This is a genomic window from Streptomyces sp. NBC_01235, assembly GCF_035989285.1.
Lineage (GTDB): Bacteria > Actinomycetota > Actinomycetes > Streptomycetales > Streptomycetaceae > Streptomyces.
In genome coordinates this window covers 6,670,709-6,691,710 of record NZ_CP108513.1, presented here as the reverse complement: position 1 = coordinate 6,691,710, position 21,002 = coordinate 6,670,709, and the positions used below count along the sequence as shown (strand labels likewise).

The window sequence follows — 21,002 nt, the reverse complement described above, 5'->3', positions numbered from 1 at the left end:
CCCCGGTGGACACCCCATTGCAGATCCCCGCGCTCGGCGACGCCGAAGAGCTGACCTGTGACGTCCTCGTCATCGGTGGCGGCACCGCCGGCACGATGGCGGCCCTGACCGCCGCCGAGCGCGGCGCGGACGTGCTGCTCCTGGAGAAGGCCCACGTCCGCCACTCCGGCGCGCTCGCGATGGGCATGGACGGCGTCAACAACGCGGTCATCCCCGGCCGCGCCGAGCCCGACGACTACGTCGCCGAGATCACCCGCGCCAACGACGGCATCGTCGACCAGTCCACCGTCCGGCAGACCGCCACCCGGGGCTTCGCCATGGTGCAGCGCCTGGAGTCGTACGGCGTGAAGTTCGAGAAGGACGAGCACGGCGACTACGCGGTCCGCCAAGTGCATCGGTCGGGGTCCTATGTCCTGCCCATGCCCGAGGGCAAGGACGTCAAGAAGGTCCTCTACCGGCAGTTGCGGCGGCGCGAGATGCGGGAGCGGATCCGGATCGAGAACCGGGTGATGCCGGTGCGCGTGCTGACGTCGCCCGAGGACGGGCGCGCCATCGGGGCGGCCGGCTTCAACACCCGTACGGGGCGGTTCGTCACCGTCCGCGCAGGCGGGGTCGTCCTCGCGACCGGCGCCTGCGGACGACTCGGCCTGCCCGCCTCCGGCTACCTCTACGGCACGTACGAGAACCCGACCAACGCGGGTGACGGCTACGCCATGGCCTACCACGCGGGCGCCCAGCTCACCGGCATCGAGTGCTTCCAGATCAACCCGCTGATCAAGGACTACAACGGCCCCGCCTGCGCCTATGTCGCCAACCCCTTCGGCGGCTACCAGGTCAACCGGCACGGCGAACGCTTCGTCGACTCCGACTACTGGTCGGGCCAGATGATGGCCGAGTTCGCGGCGGAGGTCGCGAGCGACCGGGGCCCGGTGTACCTGAAGCTGAGCCACCTCCCGGAGGAGTCCGTCTCCGCCCTGGAGTCGATCCTGCACTCCACCGAACGCCCGACCCGGGGCACCTTCCACTCCGGGCGCGGCCACGACTACCGCACCCACGACATCGAGATGCACATCTCGGAGATCGGCCTGTGCGGCGGCCATTCGGCCTCGGGTGTACGGGTCGACGAGCACGCCCGGACGACCGTCCCCCGCCTGTACGCCGCCGGTGACCTGGCCTGCGTCCCGCACAACTACATGATCGGCGCGTTCGTCTTCGGCGACCTCGCCGGTTCGGACGCGGCCCAGTACAGGGCGTACGGCGGTGAGCTTCCCGTTGACCAACTGCGCGAGGCGCACAAGCTGATCTACCGCCCGCTGCGCAACCCGGAGGGCCCGCCGCAGCCTCAGGTCGAATACAAACTGCGCCGCTTCGTGAACGACTACGTGGCCCCGCCGAAGTCGGGCGCGCGATTGTCGCTGGCCCTGGAGGCGTTCGAGCGGATGCGCGACGACATCGCCGGGATGGGGGCCCGCACCCCGCACGAGTTGATGCGGTGCGCCGAGGTCACCTTCATCCGCGACTGCGCGGAGATGGCCGCGCGCGCCTCCCTGGCCCGTACGGAGTCCCGCTGGGGCCTCTACCACGACCGCCTCGACCACCCTCGTCGCGACGACGCGTCCTGGTTCCACCATCTCGACCTGCACAAGTCCCCCTCTGGTGCGATGGAGTTCACGGCCCGGCCCGTGGCTCCCTATCTGGTTCCGGTCGACGAGTTCACCCCCGTCGGCGGCCCCTCCCGGCACCTCGGCGAGGTCCACGCCGAGAAGGTGGCCACGGCCGGTTCACGGGACGTGGCGCCTGTCGCCGCCGGGGCCGAGGCAGCCGCCTCAGGGGCGAGCGACACCTCGGTGCCTTCGACGGCCGCGCCCGCGTCCGAGCCCGTCCCCGAACTGCCCTCCTCTGGTCGGTCTTCCTCTCGCCTCCTCGAACTCGTCGCCCTCGCCGAGGAGGAGCCCGAACTCGCCGCTCTGCTCCCCTACTTGACCGACCCGGCATCCGCCGTCCGGCGCGAGGCCGTCGCCGTCCTCACCGAGACCGTGCCGTCAGGCACCGGTCCCGCGCTCGCCGAGGCGCTGCGCGACCCCGCCACGGAGGTACGCGCCGCCGCCGCGGCCTCGCTGCGGGAGCTCGTCGAGACCCTGCCGCCGGAACCCGCCCTGCGCGACGGCCTCGCCGCCGCCCTGGCCGAGTTCGACCCCGTTGTCCGCGCCGCGGCCCTGGACGTGTTGCGCGCCCTGCGCCTCGGCGACGCCGCCCTGTTCGCGGGCTCGCTCACCGACGCCGTCATCGCCGTCCGGATCGAGGCCGTCCGTGCCCTGGTCTCCGTCGACGCCGCCGATGAACTGGCCCGCGCGGCGACCGCCGACCCGTCCCGCGAGGTCCGCGTCACGATCGCCAAGTCCCTGGCCACTGTGGCGGCCGGCCGCCTGAACGACGCGTCACCGGCCGACCTCGGCATCGGCAGCAGTCCCGACGCCGATGCCGATTCCGGTTCGGTCAGGGTCAGGGTCGAGGTCGGCGTCGGTCTCAACAGCCGCGTCCACCCTGTATCGGGCTCCGGCTCCGGCCCCGGCCCCGGCTCCGGTGCCCACCCTGGCTCCAACTCCGGTTCCGACGCAGGCCTCGCCCCTGAGCGTGACCCCGTCCACGCGGCCCTCGTCGGGCTCGTCGACGATCCCGACGCCTTGGTGCGGGCCGCCGCGTACGGGGCGTTGGGTACCACCGGCTGCCCCGTGCCGCTCGCCGCCCGGGCCGTGACCGCCCTGGGCGATCCCGCCTGGCAGGTCCGCGCCGGTGCCGCCACCGCGCTGTCCGTGGCTCACGCCGACACGGCCCTCCCCGTCCTCGCCAAGACCCTGGCCGACCCGAACGCCGACGTCCGCAAGGCCGCCGTCCTGGCCCTGACCCGGCACCGTGGTTCGGAAGCCGCCCGCGCTGCCCTGGCCACGGCAACGACGGACTCGGACGCGGACGTCAGGGCGTACGCGACACGCGCCCTATGAGAACCGGCCCGGCCGAAACCGGTCTCCGGTCCTCCCTGCCATGCGCCCGTTCAGCCAGTTCTTGATATCCAGTCCCCTATATCCAGTCCTCGGGCTCCGGCTCCTCGTCCATCTCGGGCCAGTGGTCCGGGGCGCCCGGGTCCGCGTCGGCACCGGGAGCAGCGCCGGGAGCGGAGCCGCCGACAGGCTGCGGAGCGGCGGTGTCCGGCGCGTCGCCCAGTGAGGCCAGGACCGCGATCACGCCTTCCCCGTACGTCGCCAGCTTCTTCTCGCCGACACCGCTGATGCCGCCGAGCTGTCGCACCGACGTCGGCCACACCGTGGCGATCTCCCGGAGCGTGGCGTCGTGGAAGATGACGTACGCAGGAACGCCCTGTTCACGGGCCTGTTCGGCGCGCCAGGCGCGCAGGGCCTCGAAGGCGGGCAGCAGTTCCTCGGGCAGCTCGGCCGCGGCGGCCTTGGGCTTGTTCCTGCCGGAGGAGGAAGAGCCCGACGCCTTCGCCGTCGCCGGCTTCTTCGGCTCCTTGCGCAGCGGCACGTCCCGCTCGCGACGCAGCACCGCCCCGCTGGCCTCCGTCAGCACCAGCGTGCCGTACTCCCCCTCGACCGCGAGCAGCCCCTGGGCCAGCAACTGCCGTACGACGCCCCGCCATTCGCCCTCGGTGAGTTCCTCGCCGATGCCGAACACCGACAGTTGGTCGTGGTCGAACTGGATCACCTTGGCCGTGCGCTTGCCCATCAGGATGTCGACGATCTGCACCGCGCCGAACTTCTGCCCGCGCTCCCGTTGCAGCCGCACCACGGTCGACAGCACCTTCTGGGCCGCGACCGTGCCGTCCCAGGTCTCCGGTGGCGCGAGGCAGGTGTCACAGTTGCCGCAGCCCGCCGGGGCCGGTTCCTGGCCGAAGTAGACGAGAAGCTGGCCGCGGCGGCACTGGGCGGTCTCGCACAGTGCCAGCATCGAGTCCAGGTGGGCGGCGGCCCGCCGCCGGAAGGCCTCGTCGCCCTCACCGGACTGGATCAGCTTGCGCTGCTGTATGACGTCGTTGAGGCCGTACGCCATCCATGCGGTGGAGGGCAGCCCGTCACGGCCACCGCGCCCCGTCTCCTGGTAGTAGCCCTCGATCGACTTGGGCAGGTCGAGGTGGGCGACGAACCGCACGTCGGGCTTGTCGATGCCCATGCCGAAGGCGATGGTCGCGCAGACGACCAGGCCTTCCTCCCGCAGAAACCGGGACTGGTGCGCCGCGCGGGTGCCCGCGTCCAGACCCGCGTGATAGGGAACCGCCTCGACGCCGTTGCGGGAAAGGAACTCGGCCGTCTTCTCAACGGAGTTGCGCGAGAGGCAGTACACGATGCCGGCGTCGCCCGCGTGCTCCTCGCGCAGGAAGCTCAGCAACTGCTTCTTGGGGTCGGCCTTCGGCACGATCCGGTACTGGATGTTGGGCCGGTCGAAGCTCGCCACGAAGTGCCGGGCCGACGGCATGTTCAGCCGCTGGGTGATCTCCTCGTGCGTCGCGCGGGTGGCCGTCGCCGTGAGGGCGAGCCGTGGGACGTCCGGCCAGCGCTCGCCGAGCAGGGAGAGGGAGAGGTAGTCGGGGCGGAAGTCGTGGCCCCACTGGGACACACAGTGCGCCTCGTCGATCGCGAAGACCGCGATCTTGCCGCGCGAGAGGAGGTCCAGGGTGGAGTCCAGGCGCAGTCGCTCCGGTGCCAGGTACAGCAGGTCCAGCTCGCCCGCGAGAAACTCGGCCTCGACCACGCGCCGCTCGTCGAAGTCCAGAGTGGAGTTGACGAACCCGGCGCGCACACCGAGCGCCCGCAACGCGTCCACCTGGTCCTGCATCAGTGCGATCAGCGGCGAGACGACGATGCCCGTACCGGGTCTGACCAGGGCGGGGATCTGGTAGCACAGCGACTTGCCGCCGCCGGTCGGCATGAGAACGACCGCGTCCCCTCCGGCCACCACGTGCTCGATGACCGCTTCCTGCTCGCCGCGGAAGGCCTCGTACCCGAAGACCCGGTGCAGCGTGGCCAGCGCCTCGCTCTCGGTCCGCCCCGGTGTCCCGGTGATCCCTGTCATCGCGCTGATCCCACCCGTCCCGCCCATCGTCTGGTCCCCCGTACGTCGTCCCTCGACCACTGCCTCCACGATAGGGGTCGGGACTGACAGCGCCCGAGTTATCCACAGGCTCTTTCCGGTGACTCTGCGTGACGGGTGCGGGGGAATTCCCGAACCCGATCACCTGTACGACGCGAGCGGGCCCGGCTCCCACCGGGGGAACCGGGCCCGCCGCGCAGACACACTCAGGTCAGCGCACCTCAGAGGAGCGGCTCAGCGCACGAACACTCCCGCCTGGTTCGCCAGGTCCAGGAAGTACTGCGGCGCCACACCGAGCACCAGCGTGACCGCCACACCCACGCCGATCGCCATCATCGTCAGCGGCGACGGAACGGCGACGGTCGGGCCCTCGGGCCGCGGCTCGCTGAAGAACATCAGCACGATCACCCGGATGTAGAAGAAGGCGGCGATCGCCGACGAGATCACACCGACCACGACCAGCGGAGCCGCGCCGCCCTCCGCAGCCGCCTTGAACACGGCGAACTTCCCGGCGAAACCGGAGGTCAGCGGGATACCGGCGAAGGCCAGCAGGAACACCGCGAACACGGCTGCCACCAGTGGCGACCGCCGGCCGAGCCCCGCCCACTTGGACAGGTGCGTGGCCTCGCCACCGGCGTCGCGCACGAGGGTGACCACGGCGAACGCGCCGATCGTCACGAACGAGTACGCGGCCAGGTAGAAGAGGACGGACGAGACGCCGTCCGGCGTGGTCGCGATGACACCCGCAAGGATGAATCCGGCGTGCGCGATGGACGAGTACGCCAGCAGCCGCTTGATGTCGGTCTGTGTGATCGCGACGATCGCACCGCCCAGCATGGTGACGATCGCGACGCCCCACATGACCGGCCGCCAGTCCCAGCGCAGGCCGGGCAGGACGACGTACAGGAGGCGCAGCATCGCGCCGAAGGCGGCCACCTTCGTCGCCGCGGCCATGAAGCCGGTGACCGGGGTCGGCGCGCCCTGATAGACGTCGGGCGTCCACATGTGGAACGGCACCGCACCCACCTTGAACAGCAGCCCCATGACGATCATCGCGGCGCCGACGAGCAGCAGCGCGTCGTTGCCCATGGTGTCGGCGAGCGCAGGGTCGACGTTCTGGACGGTGCCGTCGACGACCTGCGCGATCGTCCCGTACGACACCGAGCCCGCGTACCCGTACAGCAGTGCGATGCCGAAGAGGGTGAACGCGGAGGCGAACGCGCCGAGGAGGAAGTACTTGACCGCGGCCTCCTGCGACATGAGCCGCTTGCGGCGGGCCAGCGCACACAGGAGGTACAGGGGCAGCGAGAAGACTTCCAGGGCGATGAAGAGGGTCAGCAGGTCGTTGGCCGACGGGAAGACCAGCATGCCGGCGACCGCGAACAGCAGCAGCGGGAAGACCTCGGTGGTCGTGAACCCGGCCTTGACCGCGGCCTTCTCGCTGTCACTGCCCGGCACGGAGGCTGCTTGGGCGGCGAACGAGTCGACCCGGTTGCCGTGCGTCTCGGGATCGAGGCGCCGTTCGGCGAAGGTGAACAGGCCGACCAGGGCGGCCAGCAGGATCGTGCCCTGGAGGAAGAGGGCCGGTCCGTCGACCGCGATCGCGCCCATGGCGGCGATGCGCGCCTTCGTGGTGCCGTACCCGTCCGCCGCCAGCGCGACCACTGCGGCGAAGGCGGCGACCAGCGCCACGACGGACACGAACAGTTGTGCGTAGTAGCGGTGCTTGCGCGGCACGAACGCCTCGACCAGCACCCCGATGATCGCCGCGCCCACGACGATCAAGGTGGGCGACAATTGCCCGTACTCGATCTTCGGCGAGTCGATCTTCGAGATCGGGTCGGCCGCGGTTGCCGCCGTTGTCCACAGGCTGTGGACGGCTGATGCGCTCACTTGGCCGCCTCCACCTCGGGCTTGGGGTCCTTCTTGTGTACGTCGGACAGGGTCTGCTTGACCGCCGGGTTCACGATGTCCGTGACCGGCTTCGGGTAGACGCCGAGGAAGATCAGCAGCACGATCAGCGGGGCGACGACCACGAGCTCACGCGCGCGGAGGTCCGGCATCGCCGAGACCTCGGGCTTCACCGGGCCCGTCATCGTCCGCTGGTAGAGGACGAGGGTGTAGAGCGCGGCGAGGACGATGCCGAAGGTGGCGATGATGCCGATCGCCGGGTAGCGCGCGAACGTGCCGACCAGGACGAGGAACTCGCTCACGAAGGGCGCGAGCCCGGGCAGCGACAGCGTCGCCAGACCGCCGATCAGGAAGGTGCCGGCGAGTACCGGGGCGACCTTCTGCACACCGCCGTAGTCGGCGATGAGCCGCGAGCCGCGCCGCGAGATCAGGAAGCCGGCGACCAGCATCAGGGCTGCCGTCGAGATGCCGTGGTTGACCATGTAGAGCGTGGCGCCGGACTGGCCCTGGCTGGTCATCGCGAAGATGCCCAGGATGATGAACCCGAAGTGCGAGATCGACGCGTACGCCACCAGCCGCTTGATGTCCCGCTGTCCCACGGCGAGCAGCGCCCCGTAGATGATGCTGATCAGCGCCAGTACGAGGATGGCGGGTGTCGCCCACTTGCTCGCCTCCGGGAACAGCTGGAGGCAGAACCGGAGCATCGCGAAGGTGCCCACCTTGTCGACGACCGCCGTGATGAGCACGGCGACCGGAGCCGTGGCCTCACCCATGGCGTTGGGCAGCCAGGTGTGCAGCGGCCACAGGGGGGCCTTCACCGCGAAGGCGAAGAAGAAGCCGAGGAACAGCCAGCGTTCGGTGTTCGTCGCCATGTCGAGCGTTCCGTTGGCACGCGCCTCGGCGATCTCGGAGAGCGAGAAGTTCCCGGCGACCACATAGAGGCCGATCACCGCGGCCAGCATGATCAGACCGCCGACCAGGTTGTACAGCAGGAACTTCACGGCCGCGTACGACCGTTGCGTGGACGCCGCCTCCTCGCCGTGCTCGTGGGCACGGTCCCCGAAACCGCCGATGAGGAAGTACATCGGGATGAGCATGGCTTCGAAGAAGATGTAGAAGAGGAAGACGTCGGTGGCCTCGAAGGAGATGATCACCATCGCCTCGACGGCCAGGATCAGGGCGAAGAAGCCCTGCGTCGGCCGCCAGCGCTTGTTGCCCGTCTCCAGCGGGTCGGCGTCGTGCCAGCCCGCCAGGATGATGAACGGGATCAGCAGCGCGGTCAGCGCGATGAGCGCCACCGCGATGCCGTCCACACCCAGTTCGTACCTGACCCCGAAGTCCTTGATCCAGGAGTGGGATTCGGTGAGCTGGTAGCGGTCGCCGCCGGGATCGAAACGGACCAGGACGACGATCGCCAGAACGAGCGTCGCGAGGGAGACCAGCAGCGCCAGCGCCTTGGCGGCGTTGCGCCGGGCGGCCGGCACGGCGGCCGTGGCGACCGCCCCGATCGCCGGGAGTGCCGCCGTCGCTGTCAGCAGAGGAAAGGACATCGGTATCAGACCGCCCTCATCAGCAGGGTCGCGGCGATGAGGACCGCCGCACCGCCGAACATCGAGACCGCGTACGACCGCGCGAAGCCGTTCTGCAGTCGCCGCAGCCGCCCGGAGAGCCCGCCGACCGAGGCCGCCGTGCCGTTGACGACGCCGTCGACCAGGGTGTGGTCGACGTACACCAGGGAGCGCGTGAGGTGCTCGCCGCCGCGCACCAGGACGACATGATTGAAGTCGTCCTGGAGCAGGTCGCGCCGGGCGGCCCGGGTGACCAGCGACCCGCGCGGGGCGACGACCGGGACGGGGCGGCGGCCGTACTGGCCGTAGGCGACGGCCACGCCGATCACCAGGACCACCATGGTGGCGAGGGTGACGGTGAGGGCGCTGACCGGTGAGTCGCCGTGGGAGTGTCCCGTGACCGGCTCGAGCCAGTGCAAGAAGCGGTCGCCGATGCTGAAGAACCCACCGGCGAAGACCGATCCGAACGCCAGCACGATCATCGGGATCGTCATGACCTTGGGCGACTCGTGCGGGTGCGGCTCATGCCCGTGCTCGTCGGGCTGCCAGCGCTTCTCGCCGAAGAACGTCATCAGCATCACGCGCGTCATGTAGTACGCGGTGATGGCCGCGCCGAGCAGGGCGCAGGCGCCGAGGATCCAGCCCTCGGTGCCGCCCTTGGCGAACGCCGCCTCGATGATCTTGTCCTTGGAGAAGAAGCCGGACAGACCGGGGAAGCCGATGATCGCGAGGTAGCCGAGACCGAAGGTGACGAAGGTGATCGGCATGTACTTGCGGAGGCCGCCGTACTTCCTCATGTCGACCTCGTCGTTCATGCCGTGCATGACCGAGCCCGCGCCGAGGAACAGCCCGGCCTTGAAGAAGCCGTGCGTGACCAGGTGCATGATCGCGAAGACGTAGCCGATGGGGCCGAGGCCCGCAGCCAGCACCATGTAGCCGATCTGCGACATGGTCGAGCCGGCCAGAGCCTTCTTGATGTCGTCCTTCGCGCAACCGACGATCGCACCGAACAGGAGCGTGACGGCGCCGACGACGGTGACGACGAGCTGAGCGTCGGGGGCGCCGTTGAAGACGGCCGCCGAGCGGACGATCAGGTAGACACCGGCGGTGACCATCGTGGCCGCGTGGATGAGGGCCGAGACCGGGGTCGGGCCCTCCATCGCGTCCCCGAGCCAGGACTGCAGCGGCACCTGGGCGGACTTGCCGCAGGCGGCGAGCAGAAGCATCAGGGCGATGGCGGTCAGCTTGCCCTCGCTCGCATCACCGGCGATGCCGGGCTCTCCTTCCGCCCCGAGCAGCGGGCCGAACGCGAAGGTCCCGAAGGTGGTGAACATCAGCATGATGGCGATCGACAGGCCCATGTCACCGACGCGGTTGACCAGGAAGGCCTTCTTCGCGGCCGTCGCAGCGCTGGGCTTGTGCTGCCAGAAGCCGATGAGCAGGTAGGACGCGAGACCGACGCCCTCCCAGCCGACGTACAGCAGCAGGTAGTTGTCGGCGAGGACGAGCAGCAGCATCGCCGCGAGGAACAGGTTCAGGTAGCCGAAGAAGCGGCGGCGCCGCTCGTCGTGCTTCATGTACCCGACCGAGTACAGGTGGATCAGCGATCCGACACCCGTGATCAGCAGGACGAACGTCATCGACAGCTGGTCGAGGCGGAAGGCGACGTCCGCCTGGAAGCCCTCGACCGGGATCCAGCTGAACAGGTGCTGTGTCAGTGTCCGGTGTTCGGCGTCCTTGCTCAGCAGGTCACTGAAGAGGACGAGACCGAACACGAAGGAGACGGCCGACAGAAGCGTGCCGATCCAGTGGCCTACGGCGTCGAGCCGGCGGCCGCCGACCAGGAGGACGGCCGCTCCGAGCAGGGGCGCCGCGATGAGCAGCGCAATCAGGTTCTCCACGATTCTTCCGACCCCTTACAGCTTCATCAGGCTGGCGTCGTCGACCGAGGCCGAGTGGCGGGAACGGAACAGCGACACGATGATCGCGAGTCCCACCACGACCTCCGCGGCGGCGACGACCATCGTGAAGAAGGCGATGATCTGGCCGTCGAGATTGCCGTGCATCCGGGAGAAGGCGACGAACGCGAGGTTGCAGGCGTTGAGCATGAGCTCGATGCACATGAACACGACGATCGCGTTGCGCCTGATCAGCACGCCCGTCGCACCGATCGTGAACAACAGGGCGGCGAGGTAGAGGTAGTTGACGGGGTTCACTTCGACGCCTCCTCGGTCCGCTTCAGGTGTGGCGGCTCGATCGCGGACCGCTCCAGGCGCTCCTCGGCGCGCCGTTCCAGGGCCTTGAGATCGTTCAGCGCCTCGGTGGACACGTCCCGGATCTGCCCGCGCTCACGCAGCGTCTTGCTGACCGTGAGCTCCGACGGAGTGCCGTCGGGCAGCAGACCCTGGATGTCGACTGCGTTGTGCCGCGCGTACACACCGGGCGCGGGCAGCGGCGGTACGTGCTTGCCCTCGCGGACGCGCTGCTCGGACAGCTCCCGCTGGGTCTTGGGGCGCTCGGTGCGCTCGCGGTGGGTGAGCACCATGGCGCCGACGGCGGCCGTGATGAGCAGGGCGCCGGTGATTTCGAACGCGAAGACGTACTTGGTGAAGATGAGGGCCGCGAGGCCCTCCACGTTGCCGTTCGCGTTCGCCTCGGCAAGGCCGTCGAACTCCGTCAGGGAGGCGTTGCCGATGCCGGCGATCAGCAGGATGCCGAAGCCGAGGCCGCTGACGAGGGCCAGCCAGCGCTGGCCCTTGATGGTCTCCTTCAGGGAGTCCGCCGCGGTCACGCCGACGAGCATCACCACGAACAGGAACAGCATCATGATCGCGCCGGTGTAGACGACGATCTGCACGATGCCCAGGAAGTAGGCGCCGTTGGCGAGGTAGAACACCGCGAGGACGATCATGGTGCCGGCGAGACAGAGCGCGCTGTGCACGGCCCTCTTCATGAAGACGGTGCACAGGGCGCCGATCACGGCGACAGTGCCGAGCACCCAGAACTGGAAGGCCTCGCCGGTGGACGTGGAGTAGGCGGCGAGCTGCGCGGTCATGCCTCCACCTCCTCTTCGGAGGGCTTCTCACCCTTGGAGACGGCCACTTGGCGCTCCGTACCCGGCGCGGCCTCCGTCACCAGACCCCGGTAGTAGTCCTGCTCGTCCGTCCCCGGATAGATGGCGTGGGGCGAGTCGACCATGCCCTCTTCGAGGCCGGCGAGCAGCTGCTCCTTGGTGTAGATCAGGTTGGCGCGGCTGGAGTCGGCGAGCTCGAACTCGTTGGTCATCGTCAACGCGCGCGTGGGACACGCCTCGATGCACAAGCCGCACAGGATGCAGCGGGCGTAGTTGATCTGGTAGACGCGTCCGTACCGCTCGCCCGGCGAGTAGCGCTCCTCTTCGGTGTTGTCCGCGCCCTCCACATAGATGGCATCGGCGGGGCAGGCCCAGGCGCACAGCTCGCAGCCGATGCACTTCTCCAGGCCGTCCGGATGGCGGTTGAGCTGGTGCCGTCCGTGGAACCGTGGAGCTGTGGTCTTCTGCTGCTCCGGGTACTGCTCGGTCAGCCGCTTCTTGAACATGGCCTTGAAGGTCACGCCGAAGCCGGCCACGGGGTTCTGGAAACCGGGCTTGGTCTCCTTGGGCTCCTCAGCCATCGGACGCCTCCTTTCCATCCAGCGATCCGTCACTCACAGTGTCCACCCCGCCACTGACAATGAGCTCCCGCTCCCGGCGCGGGCTGCGCCTCGGCACGGGCGGCAGCTCCTGTCCGGGCAGCGGCGGGACGGGGAATCCGCCCGCCATCGGGTCGAAGCCGGCGGGCTCGGCAGGGGCCTGCGCCTCCTTCCCCCCGTTGCGGAACATGTCCACGACGAAGGAGAGCAACAACAGGACCAGGACTCCGCCCGCGACGTAGAGGAAGATGTCGGCGAAGTCGTAGTTCTCGTTACGCAGCGTCCGGACGGTCGCGACGAGCATCAGCCATGTCACCGACACCGGGATCAGGACCTTCCAGCCGAGCTTCATCAGCTGGTCGTAGCGGACGCGAGGCAGCGTGCCGCGCAGCCAGATGAAGAAGAACAGCAGCAACTGCACCTTGACCACGAACCAGAGCATCGGCCACCAGCCGTGGTTCGCGCCCTCCCAGAAGGCGCTGATCGGCCAGGGGGCGCGCCAGCCGCCGAGGAAGAGCGTGGTCGACACGGCCGAGACGGTCACCATGTTGACGTACTCGGCGAGCATGAACAGCGCGAACTTGATCGACGAGTACTCGGTGTTGAAGCCGCCGACCAGGTCGCCCTCGGACTCCGGCATGTCGAAGGGGGCGCGGTTGGTCTCGCCGACCATCGTGACGATGTAGAGGACGAATGAGACCGGCAGCAGCAGGATGTACCAGCGGTCCTGCTGCTGTTCGACGATCGTCGACGTCGACATCGACCCCGAGTAGAGGAACACCGAGGCGAACGCGGCGCCCATCGCGATCTCGTAGGAGATCATCTGGGCGCAGGAGCGCAGGCCGCCCAGGAGCGGGTAGGTGGAGCCGGAACTCCAGCCCGCCAGGACGATGCCGTAGATACCGACCGAGGCGACCGCGAGGATGTAGAGCATCGCGATCGGCAGGTCGGTCAGCTGCATCGTGGTGCGCTGGCCGAAGATCGAGATCTCGTTGTCGGCCGGACCGAAGGGGATCACCGCGATGGCCATGAAGGCCGGGATGGCCGCGACGATCGGTGCGAGGACGTACACCACCTTGTCCGCGCGTTTGACGATGACGTCTTCCTTCAGCATCAGTTTGACGCCGTCGGCGAGCGACTGGAGCATGCCCCAGGGGCCGTGCCGGTTGGGGCCGATGCGCAGCTGCATCCAGGCGACGACCTTGCGCTCCCAGACGATGGAGAACAGCACGGTCACCATCAGGAAGGCGAAGCAGAAGACGGCCTTGACGACGACCAGCCACCAGGGGTCGCGGCCGAACATCGAGAGGTCTTCAGCGGCGAAGTACGGGCTCATGCCTCCACCTCCTTGGGGGCGTCGGCGGCGAGCGTCGCCGGGCCGATACGGACGAGGGAGCCGGGCGTGGCCCCGGCGTCGGAGGCGACGCCCCGGCCGACGGAGTTCAGCGGGAGCCAGACCACCCGGTCGGGCATCTCGGTGATCTGCAGCGGGAGTTCGACCACTCCGGCGGGTCCGGTCACGGCGAGCACGTCGCCGTCCTTGACGCCCGCCTCGGCGGCCGTGGCGGGCGACACACGCGCGCGTGCGGCGTGCCGGGTCCCGGCGAGCGCCTCGTCGCCCTGCTGGAGGACACCCTGGTCGAGCAGCAGACGGTGCCCGGCAAGGACGGCCTCCCCCGCGGCGGGCCGCGGCAACTGAGCTGCGGTTTCCAGGGGTTCGGTGGCCCGGGGGCCGTCCCAGGCGCCGAGCCGGTCGAGCTCCGCGCGCGTGGTACGCAGGTCCGGAAGGCCGAGGTGGACGTCCATGGCGTCGGCGAGCATCTGCAGCACGCGCGCGTCGGCGGGCGCCGAGCGGCGGGTCATCTGGTCGGGCTTCAGTGCCGCCTCGAAGAAGCGGACCCGGCCCTCCCAGTTGAGGAAGGCGCCCGCCTTCTCCGCGACCGCCGCCACCGGGAGGACGACGTCGGCGCGCTCGGTGACCTCGCCGGGCCGCAGCTCCAGCGACACCACGAAGCCGGCCTCGCCAAGTGCCTCACGCGCGCGTGCCGGGTCGGGCAGGTCCGAGACCTCGACGCCCGCGACGAGCAGCGCCTGAAGTTCGCCGGACGCGGCGGCCTCGACGATCTGCCCGGTGTCCCGGCCGTAGCGGTGCGGGAGTTCGGCTAGGCCCCAGGCCGCGGCGACCTCCTCACGCGCGCGCGGGTCGGTGGCCGGACGACCGCCCGGCAGCAGCGATGGCAGCGCACCCGCCTCGATCGCGCCCCGCTCCCCCGCCCGGCGCGGAATCCACGCCAGTCGGGCGCCGGTCGCAGAGGAGGCCCGCACGGCGGCGGTGAGACCGCCGGCCACAGTGGCCAGCCGCTCCCCGACGACGATCACCGCGCCGTCGGCCCGCAGGGCCTCGGCGGCCTTGGCGCCGGCGCCCTCCAGGCCGACACCACTCGCCAGCGCGTCCAGCCACTCCGTCTCGGTGCCCGGAGCGGCCGCCAGCAGCGTGCCGCCCGCCTTCTGCAGACCCCGCGTGGCGTGCGTGGCCAGCGAGAACACCCGCTGCCCGTGCTTGCGCCAAGCCTTGCGCAGCCGCAGGAAGACGCCGGGCGCCTCCTCCTCCGACTCGAACCCGACCAGCAGGACGGCGGGCGCCTTCTCCAGGGAGGTGTACGTGACGCCTGTGCCGTCGAGGTCATGGCCGCGTCCGGCGACGCGGGCGGCCAGGAAGTCTGCCTCCTCGCTGCTGTGCACACGCGCGCGGAAGTCGACGTCGTTGGTGTCGAGCGCCACGCGCGCGAACTTGCTGTACGCGTAGGCGTCCTCGATGGTGAGTCGGCCACCGGCCAGGACACCCGTCCTGCCGCGCGATGCCAGCAGTCCCTGAGCCGCGATCTGCAACGCCTCCGGCCAGGAAGCCGGTACGAGGTCCCCCTCGGCATTGCGCACCAGAGGCGTTTCGAGCCGGTCCCGCTGTTGCCCGTACCGGAACGCGAACCGCCCCTTGTCGCAGATCCACTCCTCGTTGACCTCGGGGTCGTTGGCGGCCAGGCGCCGCATGACCTTGCCGCGTCGGTGGTCGGTGCGCGTGGCACAGCCGCCGGAGCAGTGCTCGCAGACCGACGGCGAGGAGACCAGGTCGAAGGGCCGGGAGCGGAATCGGTACGCCGCCGAGGTCAGCGCGCCCACGGGGCAGATCTGGATGGTGTTGCCGGAGAAGTACGACTCGAAGGGGTCGCCCTCACCCGTCCCCACCTGCTGGAGCGCGCCCCGCTCGATCAGCTCGATCATCGGGTCGCCCGCCACCTGGTTGGAGAACCGGGTGCAGCGCGCGCACAGCACGCACCGCTCACGGTCGAGAAGCACCTGCGTGGAGATCGGGACGGGCTTCTCGTACGTCCGTTTCCGGCCCTCGAAGCGGGACTCCGCCTGGCCGTGCGACATGGCCTGGTTCTGCAGGGGGCACTCGCCGCCCTTGTCACAGACCGGGCAGTCCAGCGGGTGGTTGATGAGGAGCAGTTCCATCACGCCGTGCTGCGCCTTCTCGGCGACGGGCGAGGTGAGGTGGGTCTTCACGACCATGCCGTCCGTGCACGTGATCGTGCAGGACGCCATGGGCTTGCGCTGGCCCTCGACCTCGACGATGCACTGGCGGCAGGCGCCGACCGGGTCGAGGAGGGGATGGTCGCAGAAGCGGGGGATCTCGATGCCGAGCTGCTCGGCGGCCCGGATGACCAGGGTGCCCTTGGGCACGCTGATCTCGGCGCCGTCGATCGTCAGCGTCACGAGATCTTCCGGCGGGACCGCCGCCTCGCCGCCTCCGGAGGGAGCGCTGGTGGTCACCGTCATGCGTTCACCTCCGTGTGCTTGTCCGCCCAGGCCGTCGACTTGGCGGGGTCGAAGGGGCAGCCGCGGCCCGTGATGTGCTGCTCGTACTCCTCGCGGAAGTACTTGAGCGAGGAGAAGATCGGCGAGGCGGCACCGTCGCCGAGGGCGCAGAAGGACTTGCCGTTGATGTTGTCGGCAATGTCGTTGAGCTTGTCGAGATCGGAGAGGGCGCCCTTGCCGGCCTCGATGTCCCGCAGCAACTGCACGAGCCAGTACGTGCCTTCGCGGCACGGGGTGCACTTGCCGCAGGACTCGTGGGCGTAGAACTCGGTCCAGCGGGTGACGGCACGCACGACGCAGGTCGTCTCGTCGAAGCACTGCAGAGCTTTCGTGCCGAGCATGGAACCCGCGGCACCCACTCCTTCGTAATCAAGAGGGACGTCGAGGTGCTCGTCGGTGAACATCGGCGTCGAGGAGCCGCCCGGCGTCCAGAACTTGAGCCGGTGCCCGGGTCGCATGCCGCCGCTCATCTCGAGGAGTTGGCGGAGGGTGATGCCGAGCGGGGCCTCGTACTGGCCGGGGCTGGCGACATGGCCGCTGAGCGAGTAGAGCGTGAAGCCGGGGGACTTCTCGCTTCCCATCGACCTGAACCATTCCTTGCCTTTTTGCAGGATGGCGGGAACCGACGCGATCGACTCGACGTTATTCACCACAGTCGGGCACGCATAGAGGCCCGCGACCGCAGGAAAGGGGGGACGAAGCCGCGGTTGACCACGGCGGCCTTCGAGCGAGTCGAGCAGCGCGGTCTCCTCACCGCAGATGTACGCGCCGGCGCCGGCGTGCACGGTGAGTTCGAGGTCGAGTCCGCTGCCCAGGATGTTCTCGCCGAGGTAACCCGCCGCGTAGGCCTCGCGCACGGCCTCGTGCAACCGCCGCAGCACAGGAACGACTTCACCACGCAGATAGATGAAGGCATGAGACGACCTGATGGCATAACACGCGATCACAATGCCCTCGATGAGGCTATGCGGGTTCGCGAAGAGGAGCGGGATGTCCTTGCAGGTCCCGGGCTCCGATTCGTCGGCGTTGACAACTAGATAGTGCGGCTTTCCATCCCCCTGGGGAATGAACTGCCATTTCATTCCCGTCGGAAATCCCGCGCCGCCTCGCCCTCGCAGACCGGAGTCCTTGACGTACGCGATCAGGTCGTCCGGCGACATGGCCAGCGCCTTGCGGAGACCCTCGTACCCTTCGTGCCTTCGGTAGACGTCCAGACTCCAGGACCTGTCCTCGTCCCAGAAGGCCGACAGCACGGGTGCGAGCAGCTTCTCCGGGCTGCTGCCTTTCAGTTCGGGTGCCAAGGTCATCACTCCCCCTCCTCGGCGGTAGGCCCTGCCGGGTGAGCTGGGTCGGAGGCCGACGTGTCCTGCGGCGCGTCATGCGAACTCAGGTGCTCGGTGGGCGACGGCTCGTGCACCGCCCGGTCCTGCGGCTCGTCGTGCGGCCCGCCGTCCCGCGGGTGGACCACGCGCGCGGGTGCGGTCTCTCCCTTTGCCAGGCGAAGACCCACCAGCGATGCCGGTCCCGCACTGCCGCCGGCCTCGACGGCCCCATCCCGCTCGTCGGGGAAGCCGGCCAGGATCCGGGCGGTCTCCTTGAAGGTGCACAGCGGCGCACCGCGCGTCGGCGAGACCGTGCGTCCGACCCGCAGGTCGTCCACCAGGCGCCTGGCGCTCTGCACGGTCTGGTTGTCGAAGAACTCCCAGTTGACCATCACGACCGGCGCGAAGTCGCAGGCCGCGTTGCACTCGATGTGCTCCAGAGTGATCTTTCCGTCGTCGGTGGTCTCACCGTTGCCGACACCCAGGTACTCCTGGAGCTCCTCGAAGATCGCGTCGCCGCCCATCACCGCACACAGCGTGTTGGTGCAGACGCCCACCTGGTAGTCACCGCTGGGGCGGCGCCGGTACATGGTGTAGAAGGTGGCGACCGCGGTGACCTCGGCCGTGGTCAGGTCCAGCACGTCCGCGCAGAACCGCATCCCGGTACGCGTGACATGGCCCTCCTCCGCCTGCACGAGGTGCAGCAACGGCAGGAGCGCGGACCGGGAGTCGGGATAGCGGGCGATGATCTCGCGCGCGTCCGCCTCCAGCCGGGCTCGGACGTCGTCCGGGTAGGCGGGTGCGGGCAGTTCGGGCATGCCCAGGCTGACGCCCCGCTCGGAAGAAGAGGTGGTCATCGGTCGACGCCTCCCATCACGGGGTCGATGGACGCGACGGCGACGATGACGTCGGCGACCTGGCCGCCCTCGCACATCGCCGCCATGGCCTGCAGGTTGGTGAAGGACGGGTCCCGGAAGTGGACCCGGTAGGGGCGGGTGCCTCCGTCGGAAACGGCGTGCACCCCGAGTTCTCCCTTGGGTGACTCGACGGCCGCGTACGCCTGTCCCGGCGGCACGCGGAAACCCTCGGTGACCAGCTTGAAGTGGTGGATCAGGGCCTCCATGGAGGTGCCCATGATCTTCTTGATGTGGTCGAGGGAGTTGCCGAGACCGTCGGGGCCCAGGGCGAGCTGGGCGGGCCAGGCGATCTTCCGGTCGGCGACCATGACCGGGCCGGGCTGGAGCCGGTCCAGGCACTGCTCGACGATCCTGAGCGACTGGCGCATCTCCTCCAGGCGGATCAGGAAGCGGCCGTAGGAGTCGCAGGAGTCGGCGGTCGGGACGTCGAAGTCGTACGTCTCGTAGTCGCAGTACGGCTGCGCCTTGCGCAGGTCGTGCGGGAGGCCGGTGGAGCGCAGGATCGGCCCGGTGGCACCGAGGGCCATGCAGCCGGCCAGGTCGAGATAGCCGACGTCCTGCATACGGGCCTTGAAGATGGGGTTCCCGGTGGCGAGCTTGTCGTACTCGGGGAGGTTCTTCTTCATCTTCTTCACGAACTCGCGGATCTGGTCCACCGCGCCGGGCGGCAGGTCCTGGGCGAGTCCGCCGGGGCGGATGAACGCGTGGTTCATCCGCAGGCCCGTGATGAGCTCGTAGATGTCGAGAATCATTTCACGATCACGGAATCCGTAGATCATGATCGTGGTGGCGCCGAGCTCCATGCCACCGGTGGCGATGCACACCAGGTGGGAGGACATCCGGTTCAGCTCCATCAGGAGCACCCGGATGATCTTGGCTCGCTCGGTGATCTGGTCCTCGATGCCGAGGAGCTTCTCGACGGCGAGACAGTAGGCGGTCTCGTTGAAGAAGGACGTCAGGTAGTCCATGCGCGTCACGAACGTGGTGCCCTGCGTCCACGTGCGGTACTCGAGGTTCTTCTCGATGCCGGTGTGGAGGTAGCCGATGCCGCAGCGGGCCTCGGTGACCGTCTCGCCATCGATCTCCAGGATGAGGCGGAGCACCCCGTGGGTGGACGGGTGCTGCGGACCCATGTTGACGACGATGCGCTCGTCGTCGGCGCGGGCCGCGGACTGGACGACCTCGTCCCAGTCGCCACCGGTGACCGTATATACGGTGCCTTCGGTGGTCTCGCGCGCCGAAGCGGCCGAGGCCGCGGATGCTGGCTGCGTGCTCACGAGTACGACCTCCGCTGGTCCGGAGCCGGGATCTGGGCGCCCTTGTACTCGACGGGGATGCCGCCGAGGGGGTAGTCCTTGCGCTGCGGATGGCCCTGCCAGTCGTCCGGCATCATGATCCGCGTCAGGGCCGGGTGACCGTCGAAGACGATCCCGAAGAAGTCGTAGGTCTCGCGCTCGTGCCAGTCGTTGGTCGGATACACGGAGACCAGGGACGGGATGTGCGGGTCGGCGTCCGGGGCACTGACTTCCAGGCGGATCAGCCGGTTGTGGGTGATCGAGCGCAGGTGGTAGACGGCGTGCAGCTCGCGGCCCTTGTCGTTCGGGTAATGCACGGCGCTGACGCCGGTACAGAGTTCGAAGCGCAGGGCGGGGTCGTCGCGCAGGGTGCGGGCGACGCGGGGCAGGTGCTCACGCTCGATGTGGAAGGTGAGCTCGTCGCGGTCGACGACCGTCTTCTCGATCGCGTTGTCGGGGAGGAGTCCCTGTTCCTCCAGCGCGCCCTCGAGTTCGTCGGCGACCTCGTCGAACCAGCCGCCGTAGGGTCGGCTCGCCGCTCCCGGGAGCCGGACGGAGCGGACCAGGCCGCCGTAGCCGGAGGTGTCGCCGCCGTTGTTGGCCCCGAACATGCCGCGCTGGACGCGGACCTCCTCGCCGCCCTGGCCGCGCTGGCCGGGGAGGTTGGAGGCGGAGAGATCCTTCTCGGGGTTCACCCCGTTCGAACCGTTCACCCCGTTGTTCGGCCCGTTCCCCCCGTTGGAGGAGCCCTTCGCGCCGTGGGTTCCGTTCGCGTCGCTCACCGCAGCAGCCCCTTCATCTCGATCGTGGGCAGGGCCTTGAGCGCCGCTTCCTCCGCCTCGCGGGCCGCCTCCTCGGCGTTCACGCCCAGCTTGGAGTTCTGGATCTTGTGGTGAAGCTTGAGGATCGCGTCCATCAGCATCTCGGGGCGCGGCGGGCAGCCCGGGAGGTAGATGTCGACGGGGACGATGTGATCGACGCCCTGGACGATCGCGTAGTTGTTGAACATGCCGCCGGAGGAGGCGCACACCCCCATGGAGATGACCCACTTCGGGTTCGGCATCTGGTCGTAGACCTGCCGGAGCACCGGAGCCATCTTCTGGCTGACCCGGCCGGCGACGATCATCAGGTCCGCCTGGCGGGGCGAACCTCGGAAGACCTCCATACCGAAGCGCGCCAGGTCATAGCGGCCCGCGCCGGTGGTCATCATCTCGATGGCACAGCAGGCGAGGCCGAACGTGGCGGGGAAGACGGACGCCTTGCGCACCCAGCCCGCGGCCTGCTCGACGGTGGTCAGCAGGAAACCACTCGGCAGCTTTTCTTCGAGTCCCATGACTA

General features: G+C 69.2%; 15 protein-coding genes. 1 reads left to right on the top strand and 14 read right to left on the bottom strand.

What is annotated here, in order from left to right; translation table 11 throughout:
• Window positions 1-5 precede the first annotated feature (5 nt).
• Window positions 6-3,002 (top strand): fumarate reductase/succinate dehydrogenase flavoprotein subunit, encoded by a 2,997-nt coding sequence (locus OG289_RS30015; protein WP_327317173.1) that lies wholly within the window; start codon window positions 6-8, stop codon window positions 3,000-3,002.
• A gap of 76 nt (window positions 3,003-3,078) precedes the next feature.
• Here OG289_RS30015 and recQ read toward each other — a convergent pair whose 3' ends face one another.
• From recQ to OG289_RS29945, 14 genes are all read right to left on the bottom strand, one after another.
• Entirely contained in the window at window positions 3,079-5,112 is a 2,034-nt protein-coding gene (gene recQ, locus OG289_RS30010) for a DNA helicase RecQ (RefSeq protein ID WP_327320844.1), read from the bottom strand.
• Between the two features lie 225 nt (window positions 5,113-5,337).
• Complete coding sequence (nuoN, locus tag OG289_RS30005; RefSeq protein ID WP_327317172.1) at window positions 5,338-6,996, bottom strand: NADH-quinone oxidoreductase subunit NuoN; 1,659 nt, start codon at window positions 6,994-6,996, stop codon at window positions 5,338-5,340.
• Window positions 6,993-8,564 carry an NADH-quinone oxidoreductase subunit M gene (locus OG289_RS30000; protein ID WP_327317171.1) on the bottom strand — a complete coding sequence of 524 codons (1,572 nt, stop codon included), beginning with the start codon at window positions 8,562-8,564 and terminating at the stop codon, window positions 6,993-6,995. Before OG289_RS30000 ends, nuoN begins: the two co-directional genes overlap by 4 nt.
• A gap of 5 nt (window positions 8,565-8,569) precedes the next feature.
• The gene (nuoL, locus tag OG289_RS29995; protein WP_327317170.1) at window positions 8,570-10,483 is read right to left on the bottom strand and encodes an NADH-quinone oxidoreductase subunit L; all 1,914 of its coding nucleotides are present in this window, start codon (window positions 10,481-10,483) and stop codon (window positions 8,570-8,572) included.
• Window positions 10,484-10,498: 15 nt separating this feature from the next.
• Window positions 10,499-10,798 (bottom strand): NADH-quinone oxidoreductase subunit NuoK, encoded by a 300-nt coding sequence (nuoK, locus tag OG289_RS29990; protein WP_003974374.1) that lies wholly within the window; start codon window positions 10,796-10,798, stop codon window positions 10,499-10,501.
• A complete protein-coding gene (locus OG289_RS29985; protein ID WP_327317169.1) occupies window positions 10,795-11,637 on the bottom strand; it encodes an NADH-quinone oxidoreductase subunit J in 843 nt (280 codons plus the stop codon). The genes nuoK and OG289_RS29985 overlap by 4 nt, the downstream gene beginning before the upstream one ends.
• Window positions 11,634-12,236, bottom strand: coding sequence for an NADH-quinone oxidoreductase subunit NuoI (gene nuoI, locus OG289_RS29980; RefSeq protein WP_327317168.1), 603 nt, complete (start codon window positions 12,234-12,236; stop codon window positions 11,634-11,636). Before nuoI ends, OG289_RS29985 begins: the two co-directional genes overlap by 4 nt.
• On the bottom strand, window positions 12,229-13,590 hold the full coding sequence (gene nuoH / locus OG289_RS29975; RefSeq protein ID WP_327317166.1) for an NADH-quinone oxidoreductase subunit NuoH: 1,362 nt from the start codon (window positions 13,588-13,590) through the stop codon (window positions 12,229-12,231). The genes nuoI and nuoH overlap by 8 nt, the downstream gene beginning before the upstream one ends.
• Window positions 13,587-16,091, bottom strand: a complete 2,505-nt coding sequence (locus OG289_RS29970) for an NADH-quinone oxidoreductase subunit G (protein ID WP_327317165.1) — start codon at window positions 16,089-16,091, stop codon at window positions 13,587-13,589. The genes nuoH and OG289_RS29970 overlap by 4 nt, the downstream gene beginning before the upstream one ends.
• Window positions 16,088-17,440 (bottom strand): NADH-quinone oxidoreductase subunit NuoF, encoded by a 1,353-nt coding sequence (gene nuoF / locus OG289_RS29965; RefSeq protein ID WP_327317164.1) that lies wholly within the window; start codon window positions 17,438-17,440, stop codon window positions 16,088-16,090. Before nuoF ends, OG289_RS29970 begins: the two co-directional genes overlap by 4 nt.
• The gene (gene nuoE, locus OG289_RS29960) at window positions 17,437-18,309 is read right to left on the bottom strand and encodes an NADH-quinone oxidoreductase subunit NuoE (protein ID WP_327317163.1); all 873 of its coding nucleotides are present in this window, start codon (window positions 18,307-18,309) and stop codon (window positions 17,437-17,439) included. The genes nuoF and nuoE overlap by 4 nt, the downstream gene beginning before the upstream one ends.
• Window positions 18,306-19,646 (bottom strand): NADH-quinone oxidoreductase subunit D, encoded by a 1,341-nt coding sequence (locus OG289_RS29955; protein ID WP_327317161.1) that lies wholly within the window; start codon window positions 19,644-19,646, stop codon window positions 18,306-18,308. The genes nuoE and OG289_RS29955 overlap by 4 nt, the downstream gene beginning before the upstream one ends.
• A complete protein-coding gene (locus OG289_RS29950) occupies window positions 19,643-20,446 on the bottom strand; it encodes an NADH-quinone oxidoreductase subunit C (RefSeq protein ID WP_442818974.1) in 804 nt (267 codons plus the stop codon). The genes OG289_RS29955 and OG289_RS29950 overlap by 4 nt, the downstream gene beginning before the upstream one ends.
• Window positions 20,443-20,997: a NuoB/complex I 20 kDa subunit family protein gene (locus OG289_RS29945; protein WP_055635348.1), complete on the bottom strand. Its 555-nt coding sequence runs from the start codon at window positions 20,995-20,997 to the stop codon at window positions 20,443-20,445. The genes OG289_RS29950 and OG289_RS29945 overlap by 4 nt, the downstream gene beginning before the upstream one ends.
• Window positions 20,998-21,002: the final 5 nt, after the last annotated feature.